Source organism: Nitrospira tepida, from assembly GCF_947241125.1.
Lineage (GTDB): Bacteria > Nitrospirota > Nitrospiria > Nitrospirales > Nitrospiraceae > Nitrospira_G > Nitrospira_G tepida.
On record NZ_OX365700.1, the window covers coordinates 3263147 to 3287370 of the forward strand.

Annotated in this window: 28 protein-coding genes and 1 pseudogene; 9 read left to right on the forward strand and 20 right to left on the reverse strand. The window is 59.9% G+C overall.

The window, feature by feature from the left end:
* Positions 1–9: 9 nt before the first annotated feature.
* The 10 genes and pseudogenes from QWI75_RS15445 to QWI75_RS15490 form a co-directional block, all read right to left on the reverse strand.
* Positions 10–366, reverse strand: a complete 357-nt coding sequence (locus QWI75_RS15445) for a hypothetical protein (protein ID WP_289269478.1) — start codon at positions 364–366, stop codon at positions 10–12.
* 263 nt (positions 367–629) lie between these two features.
* Positions 630–1043, reverse strand: a complete 414-nt coding sequence (locus QWI75_RS15450; protein WP_289269479.1) for a response regulator — start codon at positions 1041–1043, stop codon at positions 630–632.
* A gap of 699 nt (positions 1044–1742) precedes the next feature.
* Positions 1743–1907: a DUF1328 domain-containing protein gene (locus QWI75_RS15455; protein ID WP_289269480.1), complete on the reverse strand. Its 165-nt coding sequence runs from the start codon at positions 1905–1907 to the stop codon at positions 1743–1745.
* Positions 1908–1963: 56 nt separating this feature from the next.
* Positions 1964–2275 (reverse strand): PepSY domain-containing protein, encoded by a 312-nt coding sequence (locus tag QWI75_RS15460; RefSeq protein ID WP_289269481.1) that lies wholly within the window; start codon positions 2273–2275, stop codon positions 1964–1966.
* A gap of 104 nt (positions 2276–2379) precedes the next feature.
* Positions 2380–2703: a YtxH domain-containing protein gene (locus QWI75_RS15465; protein ID WP_289269482.1), complete on the reverse strand. Its 324-nt coding sequence runs from the start codon at positions 2701–2703 to the stop codon at positions 2380–2382.
* Positions 2704–3421: 718 nt separating this feature from the next.
* Positions 3422–3574, reverse strand: coding sequence for a DUF3309 family protein (locus QWI75_RS15470; protein ID WP_289269483.1), 153 nt, complete (start codon positions 3572–3574; stop codon positions 3422–3424).
* A 177-nt stretch (positions 3575–3751) separates the two neighbouring features.
* On the reverse strand, positions 3752–4339 hold the full coding sequence (locus QWI75_RS15475; RefSeq protein ID WP_289269484.1) for a porin family protein: 588 nt from the start codon (positions 4337–4339) through the stop codon (positions 3752–3754).
* Between the two features lie 58 nt (positions 4340–4397).
* Positions 4398–4652, reverse strand: coding sequence for a CsbD family protein (locus QWI75_RS15480; RefSeq protein ID WP_289271655.1), 255 nt, complete (start codon positions 4650–4652; stop codon positions 4398–4400).
* Between the two features lie 174 nt (positions 4653–4826).
* Positions 4827–5036 (reverse strand): annotated as a pseudogene (locus tag QWI75_RS15485) (CsbD family protein); the annotation flags it as partial.
* Positions 5037–5141: 105 nt separating this feature from the next.
* A complete protein-coding gene (locus QWI75_RS15490) occupies positions 5142–6278 on the reverse strand; it encodes a DUF1207 domain-containing protein (protein WP_289269485.1) in 1137 nt (378 codons plus the stop codon).
* A gap of 249 nt (positions 6279–6527) precedes the next feature.
* Between QWI75_RS15490 and QWI75_RS15495 the strand changes: the two genes are divergently transcribed.
* The 3 genes from QWI75_RS15495 to QWI75_RS15505 are packed head-to-tail and all read left to right on the forward strand — an operon-like array spanning position 6528 to position 7767.
* Positions 6528–6731 carry a hypothetical protein gene (locus QWI75_RS15495; protein WP_289269486.1) on the forward strand — a complete coding sequence of 68 codons (204 nt, stop codon included), beginning with the start codon at positions 6528–6530 and terminating at the stop codon, positions 6729–6731.
* Positions 6732–6733: 2 nt separating this feature from the next.
* Positions 6734–7153 (forward strand): phage holin family protein, encoded by a 420-nt coding sequence (locus QWI75_RS15500; RefSeq protein ID WP_289269487.1) that lies wholly within the window; start codon positions 6734–6736, stop codon positions 7151–7153.
* Complete coding sequence (locus tag QWI75_RS15505) at positions 7117–7767, forward strand: hypothetical protein (protein ID WP_289269488.1); 651 nt, start codon at positions 7117–7119, stop codon at positions 7765–7767. Before QWI75_RS15500 ends, QWI75_RS15505 begins: the two co-directional genes overlap by 37 nt.
* Before the next feature lie 24 nt (positions 7768–7791).
* Here the strand turns inward: QWI75_RS15505 and QWI75_RS15510 are convergent, their stop codons facing one another.
* On the reverse strand, positions 7792–8091 hold the full coding sequence (locus QWI75_RS15510; RefSeq protein ID WP_289269489.1) for a hypothetical protein: 300 nt from the start codon (positions 8089–8091) through the stop codon (positions 7792–7794).
* A 295-nt stretch (positions 8092–8386) separates the two neighbouring features.
* Between QWI75_RS15510 and QWI75_RS15515 the strand changes: the two genes are divergently transcribed.
* The 5 genes from QWI75_RS15515 (at position 8387) to QWI75_RS15535 (ending at position 14279) form a co-directional block, all read left to right on the forward strand.
* Positions 8387–9784, forward strand: coding sequence for a cytochrome B6 (locus QWI75_RS15515; RefSeq protein WP_370693646.1), 1398 nt, complete (start codon positions 8387–8389; stop codon positions 9782–9784).
* Positions 9785–9817: 33 nt separating this feature from the next.
* Complete coding sequence (locus tag QWI75_RS15520) at positions 9818–10996, forward strand: AI-2E family transporter (protein ID WP_289269491.1); 1179 nt, start codon at positions 9818–9820, stop codon at positions 10994–10996.
* A 208-nt stretch (positions 10997–11204) separates the two neighbouring features.
* Positions 11205–11372 (forward strand): hypothetical protein, encoded by a 168-nt coding sequence (locus QWI75_RS15525; protein ID WP_289269492.1) that lies wholly within the window; start codon positions 11205–11207, stop codon positions 11370–11372.
* A gap of 1192 nt (positions 11373–12564) precedes the next feature.
* Positions 12565–13041, forward strand: a complete 477-nt coding sequence (locus QWI75_RS15530) for a DUF2231 domain-containing protein (RefSeq protein ID WP_289269493.1) — start codon at positions 12565–12567, stop codon at positions 13039–13041.
* A gap of 125 nt (positions 13042–13166) precedes the next feature.
* Complete coding sequence (locus QWI75_RS15535) at positions 13167–14279, forward strand: class I SAM-dependent methyltransferase (protein WP_289269494.1); 1113 nt, start codon at positions 13167–13169, stop codon at positions 14277–14279.
* On the opposite strand, the gene QWI75_RS15540 is transcribed toward QWI75_RS15535, so the two are convergent.
* From QWI75_RS15540 to QWI75_RS15575, 8 genes are all read right to left on the reverse strand, one after another.
* Positions 14246–14953: a class I SAM-dependent DNA methyltransferase gene (locus tag QWI75_RS15540; protein WP_289269495.1), complete on the reverse strand. Its 708-nt coding sequence runs from the start codon at positions 14951–14953 to the stop codon at positions 14246–14248. The two genes, QWI75_RS15535 and QWI75_RS15540, sit on opposite strands and share 34 nt — an antisense overlap.
* Positions 14954–15177: 224 nt before the next feature.
* Positions 15178–16284: a Gfo/Idh/MocA family protein gene (locus QWI75_RS15545; RefSeq protein WP_289269496.1), complete on the reverse strand. Its 1107-nt coding sequence runs from the start codon at positions 16282–16284 to the stop codon at positions 15178–15180.
* 99 nt (positions 16285–16383) lie between these two features.
* The gene (locus QWI75_RS15550) at positions 16384–17220 is read right to left on the reverse strand and encodes a hypothetical protein (RefSeq protein ID WP_289269497.1); all 837 of its coding nucleotides are present in this window, start codon (positions 17218–17220) and stop codon (positions 16384–16386) included.
* 231 nt (positions 17221–17451) lie between these two features.
* A complete protein-coding gene (locus QWI75_RS15555; protein ID WP_289269498.1) occupies positions 17452–17766 on the reverse strand; it encodes a BON domain-containing protein in 315 nt (104 codons plus the stop codon).
* Positions 17767–18006: 240 nt separating this feature from the next.
* On the reverse strand, positions 18007–18321 hold the full coding sequence (locus tag QWI75_RS15560) for a DUF4177 domain-containing protein (protein ID WP_289269499.1): 315 nt from the start codon (positions 18319–18321) through the stop codon (positions 18007–18009).
* A gap of 125 nt (positions 18322–18446) precedes the next feature.
* Positions 18447–20195, reverse strand: coding sequence for a thiamine pyrophosphate-dependent enzyme (locus QWI75_RS15565; protein ID WP_289269500.1), 1749 nt, complete (start codon positions 20193–20195; stop codon positions 18447–18449).
* Positions 20196–20354: 159 nt separating this feature from the next.
* On the reverse strand, positions 20355–20975 hold the full coding sequence (locus QWI75_RS15570; protein ID WP_289269501.1) for a PRC-barrel domain-containing protein: 621 nt from the start codon (positions 20973–20975) through the stop codon (positions 20355–20357).
* Positions 20976–21093: 118 nt separating this feature from the next.
* Positions 21094–21735 (reverse strand): superoxide dismutase, encoded by a 642-nt coding sequence (locus QWI75_RS15575; protein WP_289269502.1) that lies wholly within the window; start codon positions 21733–21735, stop codon positions 21094–21096.
* Positions 21736–22074: 339 nt separating this feature from the next.
* Between QWI75_RS15575 and QWI75_RS15580 the strand changes: the two genes are divergently transcribed.
* Positions 22075–22728, forward strand: coding sequence for a response regulator (locus tag QWI75_RS15580; RefSeq protein ID WP_289269503.1), 654 nt, complete (start codon positions 22075–22077; stop codon positions 22726–22728).
* A 168-nt stretch (positions 22729–22896) separates the two neighbouring features.
* Here the strand turns inward: QWI75_RS15580 and QWI75_RS15585 are convergent, their stop codons facing one another.
* Positions 22897–23562, reverse strand: a complete 666-nt coding sequence (locus QWI75_RS15585) for a response regulator (protein ID WP_289269504.1) — start codon at positions 23560–23562, stop codon at positions 22897–22899.
* Positions 23563–24224: the final 662 nt, after the last annotated feature.

The window sequence follows — 24224 nt, forward strand, 5'->3', positions numbered from 1 at the left end:
CGGTCTGGCTTACGCCGAAACCCGAAGCAATGGCGCCTCGTCCTCGAACTCGGCGGTGGCGGTAAAGGCTTCCCCCTCGTCCGCCCGGCGTCGCCCGAGCACGGCCAAGCGATTCCGCGCAATGATCGGATCGAGCACGTCCCCGCACTGCACGCACCGCAAGGCCGAGAACCACCGCTGGCCCTGGTCGTCGTCGATGTCGTAGCAGAGATCGCCGACCAGAAAGCCCTGACATCGAGGACATTGCCTGGACCGGAGGATCGACTCCAGCCATTGCGCTTCTTTGCTGGCCGCCGCCTGCTCGGTTGTTCTGCCCCTGGTCGATCGGTTGACACGGAACATCGGAGCCGCCGTGAATGTCGCCATCACTTCCTCCTCATGATGAACAGTGGAGTGGAAATCCAAGCTGATCGGCCACTGATTTGGCCGGCTTTGCCAAATCCCGCTCAAGCGGCTTGATCACATGCTCCTTCCTTGACTGGCCTCGTTATAGCACCAGACCGCCGGGGGCCTCCCTGGGGAACACCCAAGCCCATAGGAAGCCGGACCCTGGATCGGAGAAATGAAAGAACTAGTCGGGATAGGTTAGACTCGAGGGCTTCGAAGAGAACGGAGGATGTGGGCCTGTCCTAATTGCGAGTCGGGCGAATCGATCGGATGGCTTCGATGAGGCGGGCATGGTCGCCATCCTTATTGAGCACCGCGACCGCTCCGGCCCATCGCAAGGCCTCGGCAAAGTGCGCGGCATTCACCGAGAGGCCGACGACCTGAACCGAGGGATAGCGATGGCGGATCACACGAGTCGCCTCTACTCCGTCCATGCGCGGCATGTTGATATCCATGAGCACGACATCCGGCGTCAGCGTCCCGGCCAGTTCCACGGCCTGGCATCCATCAACCGCCTCGCCGACCAATTGAATATCCTCCGTCTCCTCCAGGATGTTCCGCAATTCCTGCCTGACGAGTCGGTGGTCATCGGCGATCACCACTCGGATCGGCGCCGCATGGCTCACCACGCCTGTGGACGAGTCGTTTGCCCTCACCGTACTGTCCTCCGTGATCCGGTTGAGGTGCTCCAGCCGTCGGTTCCCGCTCATTCTGCGAGGAACAGGCCCCGGACCGCCACTCTTAAATACCCTAGCCCGCATTATTCATGACGGTTCTTGACGTTGCACCCGTTGCATATCCAGAGCAACGGGTACCCGAAGACGCCGGGCGTGGGACCCATTGCAGGGAGAAGAGCAATGGGTACCCCCACGCGGAGCCCCAAGAGGCCGAGGCATACTTGAAACAGTATGTCGAGGCCTTGAGGGGCGAGCCTGCCCGCCATACCAAGCTTCGCTTGAGCCGCCGCGCTCGATCATGTCGCGGCGGAGAGGCCCTTTGCCTCCGACTTCGCATGCTGGCTCGTCGCAGCGGCGTATCGGCGGTTGCAGTAGAAGCGTTCACGAATAATGCGGGCTAGGACCAGGTGGATCACATGATGAACGGAGAGGCCCCGGTCAGATGACGGCATTCTCTTATCAAGACAGAGACAGGCCGTTCCCGGGAAGGCTGAAAACTCAAGGCGACCGCGAAGATCGATGGATGGTTGGCAGTACAGAAACCAAGACGAGTTACAACGCAGGTAGGAATGCCGCCGGTGCACCGCGCCTGCCGGGAGCCCGAGGTTCTATTTCCATCCCCGGCAGGCGCCGGCTTGCGCGCGCCGCGCGTGTCGGCACGCGCGGCGCGCTCGTTCGTTACGCCGGTGGTCGCCGCCCCATGAACATTCCGACGATCGAGAAGATCAGGAAGAGCACGAACAACACGTAGGCGATATTGGTCGCCGTGCCGGCCACTCCGCTCAATCCGACGATACCGGCAATAATGGCGACCACCAAAAAGGTCACGGCCCAGCTCAACATGGTCAGGCCCTCCTCGCTCTCATGAAAGTGAACTGCGCATTTGGCACATCGGCCTCTCAATCCCGCTTGATCTTAAGAGTTTCTCCGGTCTTGGCATCGATCAACACCTCGCACTCCTTCCCCTGCTCGTCGATGATCTCGATTTCGTACACGACGCGCCCGTCATGTTTCTCCAACTCGGCTTCGACCACGGTCCCGGGGACGTTCCCCACGGCCTTGTCCACCGCCTGCTGGAGGGTGATCGTCGCCGAAGCGGCCAATTCTTTCTTGTCCGAATCTCCCAAGCCGAACAAGGCATGACCTGGTTCGGCCGTCCCCACCCAGATCAACCCAAAGATCAGCGCCATGCGCAGGTATGTGCGAGACATAGGATCTCCTTTCGACCGATTGGCACAACGGTGTAAAAGTTGAAACGGGCCGCGATCCGGTTCAGACGCGATAGGCCCAGGCGGCCGCACGGGCGGGCGCCCGGCTATTTGGCGCCTCGCCCCTGCCGGATCTCCTCGTACCGGTCCCCGATTTCATCAGTGATGGCCGAGGCCTTGTCGCGCATCGTTTCACGCGCGCCTTCAACATAATCTTTTCCCCGTTCGACGGCGGAATCGACCGCCTGCCTGCCCCGTTCCCATGCGGCTGCTCCCTCCTCCGCCAACTCCTCACCGGCTTCCCTTGCGTATCGGCCCAGCCGTTGCCTGAGCTGTGCCCCGCTCTCCGGCGCGAACAACAGCATGGCTATCGCACCGACCGCCATTCCTCCCAGAAACGTCAACAGGCTGTCTTGACCGCTGTCCCGCATGAGTGAATCCTCCTTCGGCCTTGATGAGAGATACGTGAACGACCAGACTGCGCCGCCGCGCATGCCGGTTCCAAGTGTGTGAGGTTCACTATAATCGCCGCCCTCACAGAACCTACTGGTTGAACCCCTAGCCGCCCCATGGATTGCCCCGAGCCACGGAGGGGACGAACGCGGTTCTCAAACTGGCAGGCGTGCTAGGAGAACGCCGAGTGGCGCTGCTCCGGGTCGCAGGGATAGGCTGAAACTCAACAGCAAGGCCCAAGCCCAAGGTGGAAGAGAGTGAAGAGAGTGGAGAGTGGATGGGGAACGGGGCGCAGGTCGCTGAGGTCAATCCATGCGTGATCGGATAAGGGAACAGGAGGAAGGATAGCTATGAATCATGGAGGAGCCATGCCACCTGATCAATTGCCATCCTCGCGATCCGAGGCGTTCGACACCGAAGGCTCGCCTATGGATCTCTACGCCAATGCGGAGGCCTTGCGTCATGATTCTACCGGCCTGCCCGGGGGGACCACATCGACGGCACCTGGGGAAAGAGAAGTGCGACGGAAGCGGGTCGGCGGGGATAGGTTGGAGGTGAAGAGGCAGGCCGTCAGGAGCTCGGATGCGCTGATGGCTGCGTTGATTCTGATGGTCTTTCTCCTCGGGTTCCGCCTCGGCCGGACCAGCCGCCCATAAGCTCATCACAACCCTCCACCCGAGGGCAGCGCCGGGTCTTTCAGACTCGACCGAGCAGTACCAACAGCACCAGGAGCATGAGGACCAGGCCAAGGCCGCCGGCAGGATAATAGCCCCACGAGCGGCTGTATGGCCAAGCCGGAAGGGCGCCGACCAACAACAGTACCAGAATGATGATCAGTGCGGTGGACATAGCCCCTCCTTTTCTTGCGCTGTATAGGTTCTTGCGCTGTATAGGCCTCACAGGCCGGCCGGCATCTGCCTCCACACAACAAGGGCGAAGACGCCCCTCATGTTGAAAAGGCGCTTCGCCCTTGCCCTGAGGACGAGCCGCTCGGGGGGTTGAGCGACTCGCTCATGCACACCGTGGTCAGAAATGGAAGTTCAAGCCGACCGTAATCATATGGCCGTTGTCACTGAACTTCTTGTCGTCCAGGCTCACGTTCTTCGACTCGATACTTTCCAGCCAGATATAGCGATAGGTGCTGTCGATTGAAAAATGGCGGCTGAGCATGAACTGAAGTCCCCCGCCGGCGTGGGCGCCGAACCGATTCTGCGTGTCGTCAACCCCCGGCCCCTTCACGGAGGTGTAGTACCAGCCGCCTCCGCCCAGTATGAAGGGAGCCAGTCTGGTATGTCCGAGCGGATAGATCAGCGCCGAGACCTGAACCGGATAGGAATGGACTCGCGTATTCTCAAAATCATTCCGGCGATAATCCGCGGACCCCTCGATCGCGAAATAGTTGCCCAAATAAGCCCGCACTTGAGCGCCGCCGTACCACTTGCCGTCGGCGTCTTTCGGATCATAATAGGTGGCCCGGCCTCCGATTGAGAACGGGCCGTACTCCATTTGCTGAAACATCGGCTCGGCCGAAGCGATTGGCGCCGACGGTCCCAGGGTTATGACTGTGATCGCGGCTCCCAGAACGAGCGCCGGTCCCCACATCCATTGCCTCATGTGTGTCGTCCTTTCTCTGCCGTTATGAATCCCTTTGAGCGAACACAGCGCCCGCTTCTCACCGGGACTGCGTCCCTGACTGTTTCCGCTTCTCAAACCATTCGTCCGTCCAGCGCTTCACTTCTTCCTTCCGGTCGCCGTAACGTTCCTGCACCTTCCCTTCGAATTTGTCCATGTCGCCTTCGATCTGCATCAGGTCGTCGTCCGTCAACTCACCCCATTGCTTCTTGACCTCGCCCTTGAACTGCTTCCAGTTTCCCTGGAACTGATCCTTATTGACGACGGTGGTCGCGGCGCCGGCCGCCTGGTCCAGACGAGAGAACTGATCGGTGGACTGGTACAGCCCCGGCGCGGCAAAGGCCGGCCCGCCAAGTCCCAAGGCCCCGGCCAGCACGGTCGCTCCGACCAGCGAGCGCACTCGTCCGCCGGTGCCGGTTGTCTCGCGCTCCTTGAACCATTGATCGGCCCACCGCGCCACTTCGTCCTTCCGGTCGGCGTACCGTTCCTGCATGCGGCCGACGAATTTGTCGTAGTTCCCCTCGATCTGAAGCAGATCGTCGTCCGTAAAGTTCCCCCACTGTTGCTTCAACTCGCCCTTGAACTGATTCCACTTCGCCTTAAAATGATCGGCATTCATCACATCCCTCCTTTTGATTGATCGTGTTCGCTGTGCTTTCGGCTCCGCCGGCCGTTCCATCTCGGCCGGTTGCCCGGTATTCACTTTACGTGTAATCGATTCCGGCCTCCTCAGACACTCGGATCATCCCTAGAGGGAAACCTGCACCACGATTCGAACGACGCGCTAAAAGTACAGATGGATGCCGACCCCCAGCCATTTGGCCTGTTGGACGAAGAACTGCCCGTCCGGAGAAGGCCCGCTGAAGTATTCGAACAGGACCTGCACCTTGCGATGTCCGATCTGGACACGCTCCAGTTGCAGGCCCGCCATCAGCGAATGCGCGACTTGCCATTGCGTCCGCTCGTGCGCCTGGAAATCGCCGTAGGCGACCGGGCGAAGGTGGCCGCCCCACAAGGTCCAAGGACTGGAGAGCTCCACCCCCCACTGCGCCGTGCCGATCCCCATGTCGCCGGGGTCGCGCCGCACGAGCAGGCCCCCGCCTCCGTACAAGCGCAGCCAGGAAGCCGCGTCGAAGGACAGTTTCAGGTCCAGCTCTTCATAACTGAGATTGATGCGGTTCACCTGGCTGTTGAGCACGAATTCATCCCCCAGATGGGAACTTTGATGGTACAGGCGGATGAATCCGGACAGACGGCCCGTTCGGTAGCCGGTCATGAGGCCGAATCGATAATCGGCGTTCACCAGGTCGTTGGAGCCGGACACGGACGACACATCGAACAGGCTGAAGACGCCGGCTTGCACGCTGAAGTCCCACTGGCCGCCGAACGGCGCCGGTCCCCGGTAAAAGGCAAAGGTCTCTCCGAAGTTCCCAGCGAACATGTTGGAGAAGTTCGGATCGTTCTGGAACCGCCGCACGGCCGCCGAGAAGTGCGGCCAGCGCGGGTCCGCGTGAAACGGCACCACCAAGAGATCGTCCGGGAACCAATTCGAGCGCGGCGGCTGCACCGCCGCAGCCGCCGCGGCGCCCGATGCGGCGGGGACCGGGGCCTCGACCGTTTCCAGCACCTCCACCCGCCTAACCCCGGGAATCTCCTTCAGCGCGACCTTAAGCTTGTCTTCCGGAATTCCACTGAGCGACTCCGTCCGAATCACGACCACCCCATCCTGCACCTCGACGTGAGCGCCGTGGAGCCGGTATTCCCGTTCGAGAACAGACGCCACGTACCCGGCCAGATATGCGTCATCGGCTGCATAAAGCACCGGGGCCGACAGCAGGAACAACCACAGCACCAAGAGCCGGAGCGTCCTGCCGGCACGATCAGCCCTATGAATCGATGGAAAGAAAGATGAGACCGGCATGTCACTCCTTTTCTTGCTACCGGCTGAAGATGAAATTCCTCCGGCATCGGACCTGTACAGGCGCCCGTTGTCTGGTAACCCGTGCCGGATCCGCCAGACACTGGGCGATCCCCTAGCCGATGGGCAGACCTTGTGACAGGCCACTGTCCAGGGTAATGCCCAGTTGGGCAGGGAGTGCATCTTGCGTAGTCTGCACGTCAGGGTCATTAGAGTCCTGTGCGCGACCCTCATTAGCGGAAGGAACTGCTGATGAAAATCGAACTGCCGACTTCCTTAACGGATCAGGCTGTCCAGACGCTCCAGGAATTGCAGGCGCAGTCGTCTCGCCTGGCGTCCTCCTTTGACTCGGATATTCGGCCCAGGGCGGAACGGCTTATCAGGATCTATCCGATCCCAGTGCTCGCAGTCGGTTTCGGAATCGGCTACCTCCTGGGCCGGGGAACCAAGAGGTGACCATGCAGGAGAACCAATCTTCGTTCACCCGCCCCTCGATGGCGGCATTGCTGACTGGCCTCTTGGACGACGTCCGCACCTTGATCCGGCAGGAGTATCAGCTTCTCAAAGACGAGATCGCGACCGAGCTGGGCGAGCTGAAAGCCGCGATCGTGGCGTTTCTGGCCGGTCTGTTCTTGTTGACCGCCTCAGCCTTGCTCTTTCTGCTGGCGGTGGTGCATCTCCTGCATGAGGTGGCCGGCCTTCCCCTGTGGGCCTCCTATGGAATCTTCGCGCTGCTCCTGTTGGGCGGCGGGCTGGTGGCCCTCAAGATCGGCAGCGGCACCGCCAGGACCTTCAACCTGGTCCCGACCAGAACCATCCATTCACTCAAGGAAGACACGCAATGGATCAAACAACAGATGCGGTGGAGCAGGACATAACATCGATCGTCGCGACGCGCGAGGCGATCGCGGATAAGCTCAAACTCCTCGAACGGAGGGTCGAGGAAACCTTCCACAATTCCAGAGAGGCCGTTCATCGATTCGTTCGCGAGGGAACCAGCACCATGGAGCGCGCCGCCACAATCGGAAACGGGGCCCGGATGATAGCCAAGCATGCCGAGGAACGACCATGGGCGCTGTTCGGCGCAGCGATCGCGTTCGGCTTTCTGGCCGGCCGGTTGGCCGGCCAGGCGAGACGGCGGGTGTATCCCTATTACACACCATCTGCCAAGGGCGCCGGAGTCATGCCGGAGAAGGGAAAGGCCGGAGGGAATCGAACGGACGGGATCTATCCCTATTATCCGACCGGTTCAGTCGCTGGTTCCCCTTCGGCTGCGTCCGGATCTCGTCCGGCCCGACAGACCGTTCAGACTCCCTTTTTCGTGTCGCTGATCGAGGGGCTCCGGGAGGAAGCGACCGCCGAGCTCGGCCATATGCAAACGGTCCTCTTGCAGGCCGGCCGCAAGCTGCTTCGCGACGTGCTGCGTGATCTCATTCCCATCTCCACGCCGCATCGGCCCATCGAGAGAGGAAAGCCGGCGGCCGGCCGATAACGGCCCGAGGCGATGCTGACGCGTTCACAAGAGACCGTCGGGGCGATCGCGGTCGATGGTCAGGACCAGGCGCCCATATCGGAGCGGTTTTTCCGGATCCCGCGTGTAGCGGGAAGGGTCCTCCGCCAACGTCACCTCTCGCAGGGGAATCGAGACCGGCTGTTTCACGTGGGGGAGCGATGTCTCCAGGGAGAGATGAACGACCTCGTCGGTACAGCCGATGACCTCCGCGTTCAAGTTCCACTCGTCGATGAAATTCACGGTGACCCGCTCATCCGGATCGATCCATTCGCGAATCTCCCGGGCCTTCTCTGTATTTTCCATCCGGAACCCTCCTTCCGATTAAGCCTTCGTCGCCATCGATCCCGGCTTCACCCTAGCGCCAAGCCCAACTAATCGTCGCTAGTGATGTCCCCAGTCGCTCATCCATGCGGACTGCGTTACGGTCGGCTCGGATGCAACGAGCAAGGAGCCCGGCCGGCTTGTTGCCATCGGGCTCGCGTGTTCGCGTGTATCGTTCAACAGAACCCATTCAGTGAAAGGACCTGTAATGACTGACCAACAGCCGCCCTCACAGAATGTTTCTCGCCGACCCCATGCCGGTCACGCGTTGCTGATCATGGCCCTGTTGGTCGGCTGCTCGCTGGCCACCGTCTGGTCAAGCGAGTCGGCATCGCCGCGGGACAAGGGTGATCGGGATATACAGGACACGAAACAGAAGGGGGCCGAGGGCGTCGATTTTTCCTATGATGTCTTCGGCGCGCCGCCGGGCCAGGATCCTCAGCGGATCGCGGAAGAGGTGAAGGCCAAGGATAAGGCGGATAAGCCAGCCGTGATGGCCCAGCACGCCAAGATCCTTCAGGACCGGTATCAACTCGATTGCAGAAGCAAGGACGGCGTCGTCATGACCAAGGGCAAGCCGCAGCCGATCGGTCCGACGGTCAAATTGCCGAACGGCGCGACCTGGGATCAACTGTCCAAACTGAGCCCGGAAGACATCGCGGCCAAGGACCTGTTCCCCGCCGGGTTTCGCCGGCTGCCTCACGTGAAACCGGCGGTCGGCGGCCAAGTGTTTCCGGACGTCCAGACCAAGCAGTTCCCGCGTCTGATCCGCTTCGACGTGAACTTCGATCTTCCCGACTGCTTCCTGCCCGAATTCCCGCCTCCGATTTTCCTGACCACCCATCCGGAATTGGGCGATGTGTCGCAAGGCGAGGTCCTGACGGCGGAGAATTTCGACCGGCTGTTCCGCGGTCTCGTGACGCCGGTGCAACTCGACGGCCTCCGCATGCTGGTGACGCAATTCCCGCAGGAGGAGTTCAACGCCACCCATGATCGCAAGAGCGAGAAGCCGAGCCTGGGCGTCTCCTGCCTGGACTGCCACGTCAACTTCCATACGACGGGACAATTCCATCTCAACCCGGACACCAGGCCGCAGCGGGACCGTTTGCGCCTGGACACCGTCAGCCTCCGCGGGCTGTTCAACCAGCAGATTCACGGATCGAAGCGGAGCCTCCGGTCTGTGGAAGACTTTACGGAGTTCGAGCAGCGGACGGCCTATTTCAACGGCGATCACATCCGTGCCATCAAAAAGGGCATGAACATCATCGACCGCGTTGTGGTCGCGCATATGGCCCAGATACAGAACATGATCGACATGCCGCCCGCGCCCAAGCTCGATCCCATGACCGGACGCCTCATGCGGAACAAGGCGACCGAGCAGGAAATCAGGGGAGAAGAGCTCTTTTTCGGCAAGGCCCGTTGCGCCGGCTGCCACCAACCGCCTTGGTATATGGACCAACAGATGCATGATCTGAAACTCGAACGGTTCGGCGCCCAGGCCGACGGCCCGATCAAGACCTTCACGCTCCGCGGCATCAAGGACTCGCCTCCCTATCTCCATGACGGAAGGCTGCCGACGTTGGAGGATACCGTGGAGTTCTTCAACGTGGTGGGAGGCTTGCAGCTCACGGCGGAGGACAAGGCGGCCCTGGCGGCCTTTCTCCGCGCCCTGTGATCCGGAACCAAACCACTCACCCCGGCCCCTCCGATGGCCCTTTTCAAAGATTTCCCTGCGGCGGGCGATCAGACGCCCGCCGCGTCGCGCGCCCTCGTTCGGAAATGGATCTTCTCGATCACCTTCATCGGCCTGTTCCTGGTCCTGCTCTACCAACTGGCGCTGATCTTTAGGCCCTTCATCCTTCCGATCGGCTGGGCCATCATCGTCGCACGCATGACCTATCCGCTGTACTCGCGGCTGCGCGCCAGACTCGGCCATCGCGAGACCCTGACGGCCGCGATCCTGACGCTTGGCGTCATCACGGTCATCATCCTGCCCGCGGTATTTCTCGTCGTGGTCCTGATCGATGAGAGCCTGGCGGCCTATGAGGAAATCTCCAATTGGGTCAAGGAAGGCGGCCTGGCGAGATTCATGCGCGACATCGCTCACTATTCCATCGGCGGCGTGAGTTTTCAGGAATGGCTGGGCCGGTTGATTGGCTCGCGCGAACGGATCGAACAGGCGGTCCTCGAAGGAGGCAAGCAGGCCAGCGGGTTCTTCGTCTCACAGCTCGCGGGCATGGCCGCCGATGCGATGGCATTTCTGATGAACTTCCTCGTCATGCTCCTGACGCTCTTCTTCCTGTACCGGGATGGCGCCCGCGTCTATCGGCGGTTCTATCGCGCCATTCCGATGGACGAAGGGCACAAGACCAAGCTGTTCGGACGGTTGAGCGGCATGGTCACGGCCGTCGTGCAAGGCTCGCTGCTGACCGCGGCGGCGCAGGGGTCGGCGGCCGGCCTCTGCTATTGGTTGTTGGGGGTGCCGTTTCCGGTCGTATTCGGCGCCTTGACCGCGCTGTTCGCCCTCGTCCCCTTCGGCGGAACGTCGTTGATCTGGGTCCCTTTGGCCCTCTATCTCATGACGACGGCGCCGATCTGGAAAGGGATCGTCTTGATCGGGATCGGAGTCGTCTTGATCGGGCTGATGGACAATGTTCTCCATCCGTTGCTGGTGGGATCGGAAACTCAATTGCCCATGATCCTGCTGTTCTTTTCCACCGTCGGCGGCCTGGCCTATTTCGGGCTCATCGGCTTGATTCTCGGACCGATTCTTCTCGCGATCGCCCTGACCGCTTATGAGATCTATGTGGAGGAGTTCGAAGAAGACCGCCGTTTGCTGGCGGTTCCGAATGACAGATCACCGGCGCAAATAATCCCTCCCACTTGATGTTAGTCCTCTCCACCACCCTTCCCCTTATCTTACGTTACGCCGCGTTGGCGCCTTTCTTGAGAGGACTCGCCCCTGCGTTGGAACAGCCTGTCAAACGACTTCGAACGCGGCACACGCACCCCGGGGTAGACCTCATGCATTGACCCACCGCCTCTCAGGATCTAGGATTGTCTCGCTCACTCAACTCCGAAAAGGAGTCCTGATCATGTATACGAAGGACACTCTCACAAAAGAGGTCCAAGATTTCGGCAGGCACAGTGAGTATCTTTTGTCCGCAGTCGCCTGCGGCACGGTATTGTCGGACCAGGATCGGGAGGTCATTGCATATTATCTCGCGGACATTCCCAGGACGATTCAGATTCAATTTACTTAACTCCATTTCTCATTGCCGCCCTCCGAATCTGTTACCACGCCACTATCCGAATAGGCCAAATCAGTCCGGCGCGCAGAACCGTATCCGGTATCCGAACTGAACCTGAGCCCGGGATAGTCCAAAGGTTGGATGCCGCCTTGTCGCTTGCCTGCCGTTCTCGCTCATTGGTCTTCTCCGAAACAACTCCACAATGCGGCTAATTTCCATCGAAAAGGTTCAGGACGCCGCCAATTAAGAACCAGAGGTCAAAGAACCTAGCCCGCATTATTCATGACGATTCGTGGCGTTCCACCCGTTGCATGAGCGGCGCAACGGGTACCCGGCAGTCGCCAAGCGTTGGACCCATTGCATGTTCGACCCGTTGCATGGAGCAACCCGCAACGGGTCCCCCGGCAATGGGTACCCCCAAGCACAGCCGCGAAGGACCAAGGCGTACGTGAAACAGTACGTCGAGGGGCGCACGGCGCGATGAATAAAGAGCGCCATGTCTGTGCGCGCCGCCGAGTCGGTGAGGCGGCCGGACCTGAGCGGCGCGCACTCCCGCCATACCAAGCTTCGCATGAGCCACCGCGTTCGATCACATCGCGGCGGAGAGGTACTTTGCCTTCGACTTCTCATGTAGGCTCTGTCGCAGCGGCGAATCGGGGTGCCCATTGCTTGTCTGTTGCAATGGGCCAAGGCAGCAGAAGCGTTCATGAATAATGCGGGCTAGTCCCATAGGAGCACTTTTTTCAGGGATGCGGCACAGTAACGTTACGCCTTGGCAGGCAACACACATGGCGCAACCACAATGGAAACGTTGTACAAGCGTCCATGAACACATTGCGCAATCCAGGGGATGAAAGGCCCGGCGCTATAAAAGTACCGGGTCTTTTTGTTGCCAAGAGGGCGGCTCTGCAAATCATTTCTTCGCCATCTAAATTGACATCGCTTTGGCGGCCATACTGACTTCACTAAAGAAATCCTTTGTCGGGAGGATTCGAGCGAACGGATTGAGCATCCAGGGCTCTTCCTAGTACCGCGCGACTGAATCGAGGCGCAGCGTAGCTCCCATCAGCATGATAGACCATCAGTTATCAGACTGAATGAGGCTGCCTGCAAGACGCGATATAAAAGGTGTTCACTCACGGGAGGGGCCTGGCCGCCTTCGGTAATGTCGCCCCTGGCCTCAGGCGTATAAGGAGAACTAACGATGAGTAGTCCTGCGAGCATAAAAGGGCATCCCATTCATCCAATGTTAATTCCATTCCCGATCGCTCTGTGGACGTTCTCGTGTATTTGTGATCTCGTTTCTATACTGCGCTTTGGAGGTACACTATGGGAGGACATGGCCTTCTTTTCGATGGCCGGTGGCGTGATCGGCGCAGTTATTGCTGCGGTACCAGGGTATCTTGATTTCCGCTCTTTAGTGGACACGAATGTACGACGAATCGGCCGATGGCATATGGCCACTAATCTCTTCCTCGTCGGTCTGTTCGCAATCAATCTGTGGCTGCGCCTGGATGGCCAGGCGGGCGATATTCTGCCTTTTGGCCTATCACTGATCGGCCTTGCCATGCTCGGCATCTCGGGTTGGCTCGGCGGCGAATTGGTCTATGGGCACGGTGTCGCCGTAGAGTCCCAGGTGCCTGTGACCACTGGAATGAAGGGGAGCGGTCATGCTGCATGATAGAGACAAGAAGATAATCTTCTTGCCGACGCCATGGCTCAAACCCCTATGCAGAAAGCGAGCATGCAAAAGTGATTCGCGATGGTCACGCATCAATGAGCCAGGCCGCTGATAGGATGGAGGCCGTGACGTCCGAAAGCCCTTCCCAGGTGCGTCCTTTCATTGACGTTCCCTGTCTGATCTGTGGCGGTGAGCAACTAGACATTGTTGCATCGGCAGCCGACATCGAAGCCCAGCTCCGGGATCTTGAAATATTCCATCGGCGGAGGCGAATAGGCAGCCGACCTGCCGACCTCGCCGATCGGGCTGACTTTACACAAGGTTACCCCACCCATGTAGTGGAGTGCCGCATATGCGGATTTATCTTCAGGAATCCGCGCCCCGTCATGTTAGCTGTGACCTCCGCCTATATAAGAGATCGCTACAGCGAGTCTCATCTTCGATCCGAATTTGAGTTGCAACGGAAATGGGCAGAAAAGAAATCATTGCTCTTAACCAACTGGTTGCCGGTCGACCGAACGCCCGTGGTTATCGAAGTTGGCAGTTTTGTGGGAGGCTTTTTGGCTGCAGGCCAGCGCCGCGGCTGGACCATGCTGGGAGTGGACCCGGGCAAGCAGGTGACGGAATTCTGTCGCGCTCGAAGATTGCCTGTCTATTGTGGAACGCTAGGGGACGCATCGATCGCTGGCGGCTCGGTCGATGCTGTAGTGATTTGGAATACTTTCGATCAGCTTCCCAATCCCGATACAACGCTGGCAGCCGCGCGCCGGATCCTTCGACAGGCGGGGTTACTTGTCGTTCGAGTACCTAATGGTGTGCTGTATCGTAAAGGCGTGGAGATCATAACGGGCCAAAGTGTATTGCACGATATGGCAACGATGGTTCTCGCATGGAACAATCTCCTTGCATTTCCGTATCTCCATGGCTATTCCATTTCTACCCTGGATCAACTTGTGGGCCGGCATGGGTTCCGTCGGCGCAGGGTCTACCCTGACACACTGCTACCGCTGGCAGACCAGGATACGAAAACATGGGCACGCTGGGAAGAGAGTTTCGTGAAATGGGTATGCCGTGCGCTGGCGGCTCAGCCATTATGGGATACCCGCCAACTGGCTCCCTGGCTGGATCTGTATTATGAGCGGAGCGAGGAGATACCTAATACGGCTATTACTGTTTCGAGAAGGCTTCGCCCCTCAGCTAGAAGTCATTGGGAGCAATTAGAAACCTCGCCCTTTTGAGCGGCCAGAAGCACCAAAGCGGGACAACCCAGTCTAGTCTTCCAGACAGGCCGATGAGCGACCATATTCTGATCAACCGAAGGCTCCAGTAGGCTTTCGACCGTCAGGCCTACTTGTCGAACGGCATTTGCAATTGAATAGACTTCGTGCACTGTCCCTTCCGTTTGATAGTGGCGGCCCTGCACGGTGAACCGTACGTTTGATCCCGTCAGACGTTGCATATCCGGATGAACAGTCGACAGGATCAAACGACCGCCAGGTCGAAGCATCGTGGCGATCTGATGAAAATATGAATGGAGGTTCTCCACGTGATCCAATACCAGGCCAGAAATGACGCGATCGAAGGTTCCACCTATGAACGGGAGCTTTGTGAACGATGCTTGGACCCATGCGACCGTCGATTTGGAGAGACATGTCCGCCTTGCGCGGGCAAGCATGCCCTGGGAAAGATCCACCCCAACGATCGAGATTCCCGGTCGATTCAATATGCGTACATACCGACCGGTGCCGCATCCGAGATCCAGCAGCCGACAGCCGGGAAAGATCTTGACCATGGCGAGCAGGAATGGCTCATCGAGCAGCGTGCTCGGATCAGCATCATCATATTCTCCGGCCCATTGGTCGTAGGCGTCTGCAGGAGCCAGCCACTCAAAGGAACCGATATTTCTTTTCATGCGGCGGTCACATCGTTAAACAACTGCATTTTATATCACGTTGCCTCGCCATGCTCCGGTTTCTTGTCCGCGACTTTCGATGAAATGTTTGAATGGCGTCAGAGCTGGTACTAGGCAGAAGCCAAGCCGGAAACCTCGCGTTCAACGATCCTGATTCAGAATAATAGTGAGAAGGCGGTCAACTCAGTTGCGAGAAATTCTCATAGTGCTCTGGCCGATCGTTGTTATTGGCTCGGAGGAGTGGCGTGGAATTCGCGCGGTTTTTTCACGGAGGGTTTGGTGCGGACGCGCCGGCGAGAGGGCCTTTCAATGGCGGGCATCGCGGCCAACGCCACCGGCCGGCCCGTCTCCGCGGATCGATAGAGCGCCCGGATGATCCGGACATCCCGCAGCCCCTCTTCGCCGGAAGGCTGAGGCCGGCGGTTATTAAGGATGCAGTCTGAAAAATGAAGGAGCTGCGGCGCGAACTGGTCCCGCTTGGGATAGGTTCGGCTCATGGACTTGCCGTTGACGGTGATCGTCTGTTTGATCGGCAAGGCATATTCGTAGGCCTGGTCCAAACGAAGGACCCCTTTCGTTCCCACGACTTCGTAGGCGGACACGTCCGTCGCGCCGAAGCTGCATGCGAAAATGGCCAATCGGTCGCCCGGAAACCGGAGCGTCGCCGAGACCATTTCCTCCACTTCGCGGAATCGCGCTTCCCCGTTGTTGGCGGAAAACGCGAAGACCTCGACCGGCTCATCCCGGAATAAATAGCGCGCCGCGTTCACGCAATAGATCCCGATATCCCAGAGGGGACCTCCGCCGAATCGCCGCTTGACCCGGATATTGCCAGGCTTGACCTGAAGGGAGAAGACCGATTGAAATATTCGAGACTGCCCGATCCGGCCCTTGCCGACCTCTTGCACGGCCGTCATGTTGGCCGCATCGAAGTGGAGCCGGTAGGCCGTCATGAGCTTCACGTCGTGGCGCCCGGCCGCGTCGATCATCTGTCGGCATTCCCGCTCGGACAGGGCGAGCGGTTTTTCACACAGCACATGGACTCCGGCACGGGCAGCCCTGACGGCATAGGATTCGTGAAGGTGATTCGGCAGGGCCAGATACACCGCATCCACCCGGCCGCTGCGCAGGCAGCGGTCATATTGGTCATAGCGATAAAGGTGTGGTACTCGGTATTGGCGCCCTAGCGCCGCCAGTTTCTTCCGGTCTCCTGATACCAATGCGACCAATTCGGAGTTGTGCTTGGCATGGCCGAATGCCGGCAACACGGCGGCCTGGGCGATATGGCCCAGGCCCACCACGGCATAGCGAACCTTCCTGGCCGCCGCCATGGACGACCGCCGCCTGCTTCTCGGAACGACTTGTGTCCCCATTGTTGCGAGGCCGCCTCGCCAGCGGTCGATCATGCTCCTCTTGCGCGTCGGCTGCCGCTAGCGGATCGGCTTGGCCTTCGCGATGTCGATGACATAGTTTTCAGAATCCAGGAAAATGGCCAGATCTTCGCCCTTTGATAGGCCGGCCACCTGGGACCCGATCAAGGGCCGGACGGCATAGGTCTTCTCCTGATCATCCGCGGTCCGCACGCGCAATTCGGTTTCATTCGCCGAAATCACGGTGGCGTCCAACCGGGTATGCACGGATTTGGGGGTTGATCCAATGTCGCTCTGGCCGCCGTCGCCCGGCGAGGACTGAGAGTGAAGGTCGGCGATGTGATTCTGCTCGTTCAAGACGAATTCCGCCGGCTCATTGACCTGCAGCGCAGCAAGTTTGGCCTTGGCCAAGGGAGACACATAGAAGGACAGTTCCTTCCCCTCCTCGGTCCTGATCACCGCGCGGTCCTGGCCCACCGGCAGACTCTGCGCCAGAGCGCCACGCAACACCTTCGTGCTGATCTGGCCCGGCCGTTGGTAGGACACGACCAGGTTCTGCTCGTTAACCACGATATCGATCGCATCCCCCTTCCGAAAGGAGGCGGCTTCTTCTCCACCCGCCTTCAGCGGCAGATACCGCGGCTGCGGCTCACCGGTATCAACCTTGATCTGCCCGCCGGCGATCTCCGTCACCGTGCCCTTGATCGTCCGTTCGCCTTTGACCATTCCCTTGGACACCTTCGCCTCCGAAGCGGTTCCCGTGCGCGCGGTCCTCGCATGCATGGAGGACTGGTGATCGGCGCAAGCCGTCGCGCTTAAGCCCAGGCCCAGTACGCCGAGTGCGCAGCCCCACATCATCACCGTCCTTGCTTTTCCCGACAGTTCGACACGTACCATAAGTTCCTCCTTCACTGATCACCAGTCATTGAAGCCCATGCGCAACAGACAGATGGCGCGCGCTACAGAATCTTGAAGAACCAGAGCAACAGCAGCACGCTGGCCGGCACGCCCAGTAACCACAGGATCAAGTATCGCATAGCCTCCTCCTCCCGTCGCGATGCGGCGGCCGGCGTCGTCCTCTGATGCGCTTCCGGCCTCGACCGACCGCAGGTCTGTTCGCACGTGCGATTATTTCCGCACTTGCAGATTATTGACGATGCGTTGTACCCCTTCGACGCTTCCGGCTATCCGTTCGACACGCTCCTTGTCTTCGGCGTTGTCGACCACTCCATTCAAGTGGACGATGCCGCGCGTCGTCTCCACGTCGATCCGGGTCACCGTTGCCATCTGATCCGACGCCAGGCGTGCCTTGACCGAGGTGGTGATGCTGGTGTCGTCCAGGTAGGAGGAGGCCGACTGGCCGTGCGTGGTTTCGCACCCGGCGGAAACCAGCAGGACGGCCGACACAAGAAGCACGTAGAAGCTCGGCATCGCAGCTTTCATCGGCTCACTCTCCCTTCGAGGCCGGTAACATTGGCAGCGACTGAGTGCTCGCTTGATTCACGCTTCAATTCGGGCCAAAGTTGGTCCACACGGACCTTCATGAATGTCCTGAAAGGAACGGTCGCGCCCATGATCGGGCGACGCCCCCTATGCCCGGGTGCGATGGTCCGTAACGGCATTGTGGCTTCCGCTGGTTGCATGAGAGACTCCTTTCCGGGCTCCGGTTTGTCCTCTTGACGGTTACTTCTTGAAGATCAGCTTCGGCGCGGCGAGATCGCCCATGCCGACCGCAACCAATTCCCAGCCGCTGTGTCCATATTCATTGAGAATCGCCTGCATGTGGTCCGTCTCTTTGGACACTTCGACGATCTTGTATTGATACCGTTTGGGCTCCTCGGCGAAGACGCGTGGTTGGTAATACTGGACGATTACGACCACGACGGCCAAGCTCAGCAAGAGAACCGCTCCCAGCCAGATCAACAGATAGTTCCGCTTCATCGGCATGGTTCCGCCGACGATGTGCTCTTCACTTGATAATCGAGGCCTTCGATGCATCGATCCCTTCCCTGTGTCCTTCATATCTCTTTGAAAGGCCGGACCCACCTGGCTGAATCCCTGGTCCGTCCTGGTTTTCTCCCCCATCAGCTCAACGGCTCGCGGGGAAAGCGAACGCGCGCGCGTCAGATCAATTCTCGGACTCGGTCATGCAGCAGGGTCCAGGCGATCTTGTCGGCATTCGGCTGGCCCTTGGCCAGGGCTTGGGCGAACTTCGCTGCTTGATCGAAGGTGATGGCGGGGGGCATCGGCGGAACGAAAGGATCAACCAACACCTCGACGACCGCCGGCTCCGGGCAGTTCAATGCGTCCGCCAAAATGCGATCGCAATCCGCCGGATCCTCGATCGTGAAGCCCCGCCCTCCGCAGGCCCGCGCGACGGCGGCAAAGTCAATGGGACTCAAGTCGCAGCCGAACTCCGGATGGCCGAGAAACACCATCTGCTCCCATTTGATCATGCCGAGCGTATTGTTCTTCACGACGATCACTTTGATCGGCAATCGGTACTTGACGGCCGTGGCGAATTCTCCCATCAACATGGAAAAGCCCCCGTCGCCCACGAAGGCCACGCACTGGCGATCGGGATAGGCGATCTGCGCCGCAATCGCGTAGGGCAACCCGTTGGCCATCGACGCCAGGGTTCCGGAGAGGGAAAATTGCTGCGTGCGCTTGGCGTGGATATGCCGCGCAAACCAGGTGGCGATCGTGCCGGAATCCGACGAGACGATCGCATCGTCCGCAAGGCGCCGGCCTAGGTTCCAGGCGACGACCTGCGGCTTCATCGGCTTGTCGGGCTGCGTGCCCTGATGCTCCATCAGGTTCCGCCAGTCTTCCATGGCCCGTTGAGCCTGATGCAGAAATGAGCGGTCCGCCTTTCGCTCCAGCAGCGGCAGCAGCGCCGCGAGCGTCTTGCGCGCATCCCCGACCAATCCCACCTCCACCGGGTAGCGGAGCCCGATCCGGGCTGGATTGATGTCGGCCTGCACAGCTCTGGCCTGTCCAGGCTGGGGCAAAAATTCAATGTAGGGAAAGGATGTGCCGACCATCAGGAGGGTGTCGCAGGCCTCCATGGCTTCCTGCGAAGGTTTGGTGCCGAGCAATCCGATTCCTCCGGTCGTCAAGGGACTGTCGTCGTCCACCACCGCCTTGCCCAGGATCGTTTTGATGATCGGTCCGCCCAGTAGCTCGGCCGCCTGTTCCAACAGATCTCCTGCGCGCAACGCTCCTTGTCCGGCAAGAATCGCGACACGACGCCCCTCGTTGAGGAGGGCAGCGGCCCGGCCTAGATCCTCATCGGAGGGCAGCCGCGCGCTCGTGGCAAACACATCGGACGGGTAGCCCGGCACGTTACGCTTCGAGCGGGCACCGCAGCTCTGCTCTTGAAGATCGACCGGAAAATTGATATGGGCCACCCCGCGGCAGGCCAAGGCCGTCCGGCAGGCAAGGTTCGCGACCGCTTCGACATGGGCCGCTCCCATGATCCGCGTGTTGTAGCAACTGACGTCCGCAAACACGCGATCCAAGCTGACGTCCTGTTGGGCGTGCGTGTCGATCAGGTCGTGAAAATGATGGCCGGTGATCGCGAGCACCGGGGCTCCGTCCAGCTTGGCATCGTACAACCCGTTCAGCAGGTGCAGCCCGCCCGGGCCGGATGTGGCGAGGCACACGCCCAACCGGCCGGTGTACTTGGCGTAGGCGCAGGCCATGAACGCGGCCGACTCTTCATGCCTCACCTGTATGAAACGGATCCGGTCTTGCCGCTTGCGCAGGGCCTCCATAATGCCGTTGATGCCGTCTCCGGGCATCCCGAATACCACCCGGACGCTCCAGGCCTCCAACGTATCCATCAACACATCGGCCGCGTTGTCCGACATGACGTCTCTCCTCCACAAGCGAACGGTAACGGCTGGGACTGGATTCCGGCGGTCGATTCATGACGCCACCTCACCGGCACCGAGCCACCTCACACAATCAGGCCTTCCGGCAGCATGTCGCGCTGCCGGAAGGCCATGTTGTTCCCCTTCGACAATGACTTACTTGCCGCCCTCAAAACTCGGGGCGGGGCCAGGCGGCCCGGGAACCGGCGCCGGCGGCTCCGTCATATCGACGTTCGGAGCTGGTGCGCTGCTACCCTTGGTGCCCTTGAACTCTTGGCGCTTCTTCTCGACCTCCTTCATGATCCTGTCCATGTCCGGCCCATCCTTGTCCCTCATGGCCTGCTCGCCGGTCGGCTGAAGGGCGCTCGCGCTCGTTTTCAGCCGCACCTCTTTCTCTCCCTTGTTCACGTTGAAATTCGACCAGGCGACCGGCATGCGGCGTTGGTTCTCGTCCAACAACACGACCGCGTAGGCGATCTTGCCGCTGGCCGAATCGACAATGACGTCTTCCAACTTGCCGACCGGCTTCCCGTTCTTGTCGAGGACCTTTGCATCTTCCAATTGATGTCCATCGACCGATTGCGGCTGTCCGTGGAGGAGCGGCAGGATGTTGTACTTTTCCGGAATATCGCCCTTCTCCAGGGAGTCGGTGATATTCGTCTGATCCTTACCCGGTGCGGGCGTATGGCCTTGACCGGAACCCGTGGCGTCGGCGAACGCCGCGGTTGTGAGGGCCAACCCGCTTGCGAACATGAACGTGCTCAACACCGTCTTCATCGCGCTCCTCCTGTTCTGTTCCTCACGATCCCGTGAGGGGTGATGGTGATCCCCCCGATGGTCAACCGTCGTTTCTGTCTCCGGGGACCGATGGCTCCCCGCCGGCTCGATCCGCTGATCAGGCCGACCCCGCGCCGGCCCAGGCCGGCATCGGCATGTTCATCCGCTGCTCCACCACCTCCCAGTTCACATTGCTCATGAACGCGGCGATGTATTCGCCTCGCTCCGAGGGGGCGTAATCGAGCAGGTACGCATGTTCCCACATGTCCATCACCAGCAGCGGGACGAAGCCGGCGATATTGCCGTTCTGGTGCAGGCTGACCCAGTGATTGCTCAACCGCCCGTTTCTCGGATCCAGATAGCAGATCGCCCAGCCGACGCCGCGCATCTGCCCCACGCTGGCGAAGGCCTCTTTCCACGTATCGAAACCTCCGAAACAGCGTTCCGTCGCCGAGCGAAAGGCGGAATGCTGGCCGGGAGCCGGCGCCCCCCGGCGCGTCAGGTTTTCAAAGTAGGCTTCATGCAGCACCATGCCGTTATATTCGAATCCCAATCGGCGGACCAATTCCGAAAAGGCCGGCATCGTCTCCTGATCGACCACGCCCTGTTTCACGATGTCGTCGATTTGCTCCGTCAACTGATTGGCCGCCTTGACGTAGCCGTCGTACAGCTTCAGGTGCGTCTCGACGGTGCGGTCTGAAATTCCCTGCAAGCCGTGAAGATCAAACGCTCTGGCCCGATAGACTCGCGACTGTCCCATGGCCCTCCTCCTTCCTGACTGCGCTGAACGGTGTGCGGCGCCGGTATGACGGAACGAACCCGATAACGCCATCCTATGCAGCGGGACGCGCCCTGCGGACTAGGACGAACCCTTGAAGGAAACCGGGGAAGGACCCAGTGGATGAAGAAAGGACACACGCGATAGGGTCACGGTCAACGGCGGTAGAAGCGACCCATGTCCGAAGTTGCGGCGCCGGCGCTCTTGAACTCGGCGGGCGGCTGGTGGATACTGAGTGGGTCACGCCCAAACGCAGACTGCCAGTCGATTGATCACCGTCACACAGAAGCTGCCTTCAACTCTTCATGTGAGAACAGGATCATGTACAAAGCCAGGCTCGCATTGGCCGACGATCATCCGTTGGTCTTGGATAGTCTCCGGCAACTGCTGGAGCCGGATTTCTCCATCGTCGGGGCTGCATCGAACGGGAAGGACCTCCTGGACTTGGCGGCACGCACCAAGCCGGATGTGATCTTGCTCGATGTGTCGATGCCGGACATGAACGGATATGAAGCCGCCCGCCGTCTCAAGATCGACGTCCCGACGGCCAAAATCGTCTTTCTCACGATGCTGTCGGAACCGATCCACATCAGCGAGGGATTCCGGGCCGGCGCAAGCGGCTATGTGTTGAAGCAATCGGCATCGGACGAGCTGAGAGCCGCTATCAACAGCGTGCTCGCCAACAAGCGTTATCTTTCGGAAAAGATCGCCTCCGAAGTCCGTGAAGTCATCGAGCATGAGTGGCTCCGCCCCGAAGGTTTCACCGGAGACCTGACTCCCCGCCAGCGGGAAATTCTGGTCTTGCTGACCAAGGGTTGCACGACCAAACAGATCGCCGGCGAGTTGCGGATTTCCATGAAGACGGTCGAATTTCACAAGGCCAACATCACCCGCAAACTCGGCCTCCACACGATTTCCGACCTCACCAAGTTCGCCCTGGCCCAGGGGATGACCTCGCTCCATCCGCAGGAATAAGGTCGGCCTCTCGCTTCATACAGACGCGCAGCGGTGTCAGTCGAAGCGGTCGGACCATCACGCACGTCGTTCGCGCGAGGCTCAGAATGGCCGGAAGGAAGTCGGAAAGAGCGCGGCGAGGAGTCAGCCCGAGATCAGGAGAGCGGACGATTCGTTGCGGAAGATTCGTTATTGGATCGACACCAGGCCGTTCGCAATGGCGTACTTCGTCAATTCGGCCGTCGTGTGGAGCTTGAGTTCTTTCATGATCCGGGTCTTGTGAAACTCCACCGTTTTAATCGAGACATTGAGGATCGCGGCGATTTCCTTGATTGACTTGCCTTCGGCCACGAGCTGCAACACTTCGCGCTGACGCATGCTGAGTCCCTGCGCAAAATCTCCGCCTTCCGCCGACGGCCCCTCCGGAGCCGCGGGATTCACGGCGCGATCCACCAGGCCCTGGGCCACCATCGGCGAGACGAAGGTCCTGCCCTTCAACACTTCATTGAGGGCCAGCACCAATTCGGAACTCACGGACTGCTTAAGGACATAGCCCGACACTCCGACTCGGAACGCTTCCCGCACGAAATTGTTTTCGCCATGCATGGTCAGGATGACAATCTTGATGCCGGGACTCGCCTTGAGGATCTGCCGGGATGCGTCCAACCCGTTGAGCAACGGCAGCGCGATATCGACGACCGCAATATCCGGCTTCTGGTCTTCTACGGCCTTGAGCAGGGCCCGGCCGTCCGCGACCCGCCCAACCAGCGTGCAATAGGGTTCGAGCAACTTTTGAATCCCTTCGGCGACGAGTTCATGGTCGTCGGCGACAATCACCCTGGGCTTGCTGGCCATGGTCATCTTCCTCTCTTCTTCATGGGTGGTGTTCGACGGTTCGGACTCGGCCGTCTGTGTCGGCCCGCCGATGTGGAGAATGGAGAAGTATGCGCAAGTGTACTCCCTTTCGCTACAGACAAGTCAACCGCCTCGAATGGCCCGTCCCGGGCGGATTTCCAGACCCCCCACATTCTCCATGAACGGTTCTGCTGCTTCGGCCCATTGCAACAGAAGAACAAAGGGGGGAAACACGACGAACCGTCATGAACCAGCATTGAACAAGGCGCAATAGAAGTCGTTTCAAGCCCTCCGTTCACCCTTCGACCGACTCAGGGCGAACGGATCTGCTCCTGAAGACAGGATATATCTCGGTTCGTGCTTGTCAAAGCACGGTCATGGGGTTTTCAAATGACTTCTAGCCCACATGATTCATGACCGCTTTTACTGCAACCGCCGTGGGACCCGTTGCGATCAAAGAGCAACGGGTGCCCCGGCTGCGACAAGCCAGCATGCGAAGTCGGAGGCAAAGGGCCTCTCCGCCGCGACATGATCGAGCGCGGCGGCTCAAGCGAAGCTTGGTATGGCGGGCAGGCTCGCCGCTCGCGGCCTCACCGTACTGTTTCAAGTACGCTTCAGCCGCTCAGGGCTCCGCGTGGGGGTACCCATTGCTCTTCTCCATG

Bases quoted from the DNA above. Each gene is read 5' to 3' on its own strand.
- QWI75_RS15470 (WP_289269483.1), bottom strand. From the start codon at position 3,574: ATGTCCACCGCACTGATCATCATTCTGGTACTGTTGTTGGTCGGCGCC.
- QWI75_RS15545 (WP_289269496.1), bottom strand. From the start codon at position 16,284: ATGGCGGCGGCCAGGAAGGTTCGCTATGCCGTGGTGGGCCTGGGCCAT.
- QWI75_RS15525 (WP_289269492.1), top strand. From the start codon at position 11,205: ATGTATACGAAGGACACTCTCACAAAAGAGGTCCAAGATTTCGGCAGG.
- QWI75_RS15460 (WP_289269481.1), bottom strand. From the start codon at position 2,275: ATGTCTCGCACATACCTGCGCATGGCGCTGATCTTTGGGTTGATCTGG.
- QWI75_RS15520 (WP_289269491.1), top strand. From the start codon at position 9,818: ATGGCCCTTTTCAAAGATTTCCCTGCGGCGGGCGATCAGACGCCCGCC.
- QWI75_RS15550 (WP_289269497.1), bottom strand. From the start codon at position 17,220: ATGGTACGTGTCGAACTGTCGGGAAAAGCAAGGACGGTGATGATGTGG.
- QWI75_RS15530 (WP_289269493.1), top strand. From the start codon at position 12,565: ATGAGTAGTCCTGCGAGCATAAAAGGGCATCCCATTCATCCAATGTTA.
- QWI75_RS15500 (WP_289269487.1), top strand. From the start codon at position 6,734: ATGCAGGAGAACCAATCTTCGTTCACCCGCCCCTCGATGGCGGCATTG.
- QWI75_RS15555 (WP_289269498.1), bottom strand. From the start codon at position 17,766: ATGAAAGCTGCGATGCCGAGCTTCTACGTGCTTCTTGTGTCGGCCGTC.
- QWI75_RS15580 (WP_289269503.1), top strand. From the start codon at position 22,075: ATGTACAAAGCCAGGCTCGCATTGGCCGACGATCATCCGTTGGTCTTG.
- QWI75_RS15540 (WP_289269495.1), bottom strand. From the start codon at position 14,953: ATGAAAAGAAATATCGGTTCCTTTGAGTGGCTGGCTCCTGCAGACGCC.
- QWI75_RS15510 (WP_289269489.1), bottom strand. From the start codon at position 8,091: ATGGAAAATACAGAGAAGGCCCGGGAGATTCGCGAATGGATCGATCCG.
- QWI75_RS15560 (WP_289269499.1), bottom strand. From the start codon at position 18,321: ATGCATCGAAGGCCTCGATTATCAAGTGAAGAGCACATCGTCGGCGGA.
- QWI75_RS15465 (WP_289269482.1), bottom strand. From the start codon at position 2,703: ATGCGGGACAGCGGTCAAGACAGCCTGTTGACGTTTCTGGGAGGAATG.
- QWI75_RS15585 (WP_289269504.1), bottom strand. From the start codon at position 23,562: ATGGCCAGCAAGCCCAGGGTGATTGTCGCCGACGACCATGAACTCGTC.
- QWI75_RS15445 (WP_289269478.1), bottom strand. From the start codon at position 366: ATGGCGACATTCACGGCGGCTCCGATGTTCCGTGTCAACCGATCGACC.
- QWI75_RS15575 (WP_289269502.1), bottom strand. From the start codon at position 21,735: ATGGGACAGTCGCGAGTCTATCGGGCCAGAGCGTTTGATCTTCACGGC.
- QWI75_RS15475 (WP_289269484.1), bottom strand. From the start codon at position 4,339: ATGAGGCAATGGATGTGGGGACCGGCGCTCGTTCTGGGAGCCGCGATC.
- QWI75_RS15570 (WP_289269501.1), bottom strand. From the start codon at position 20,975: ATGAAGACGGTGTTGAGCACGTTCATGTTCGCAAGCGGGTTGGCCCTC.
- QWI75_RS15495 (WP_289269486.1), top strand. From the start codon at position 6,528: ATGAAAATCGAACTGCCGACTTCCTTAACGGATCAGGCTGTCCAGACG.
- QWI75_RS15455 (WP_289269480.1), bottom strand. From the start codon at position 1,907: ATGTTGAGCTGGGCCGTGACCTTTTTGGTGGTCGCCATTATTGCCGGT.
- QWI75_RS15490 (WP_289269485.1), bottom strand. From the start codon at position 6,278: ATGCCGGTCTCATCTTTCTTTCCATCGATTCATAGGGCTGATCGTGCC.
- QWI75_RS15515 (WP_370693646.1), top strand. From the start codon at position 8,387: ATGGCCCTGTTGGTCGGCTGCTCGCTGGCCACCGTCTGGTCAAGCGAG.
- QWI75_RS15505 (WP_289269488.1), top strand. From the start codon at position 7,117: ATGGATCAAACAACAGATGCGGTGGAGCAGGACATAACATCGATCGTC.
- QWI75_RS15565 (WP_289269500.1), bottom strand. From the start codon at position 20,195: ATGTCGGACAACGCGGCCGATGTGTTGATGGATACGTTGGAGGCCTGG.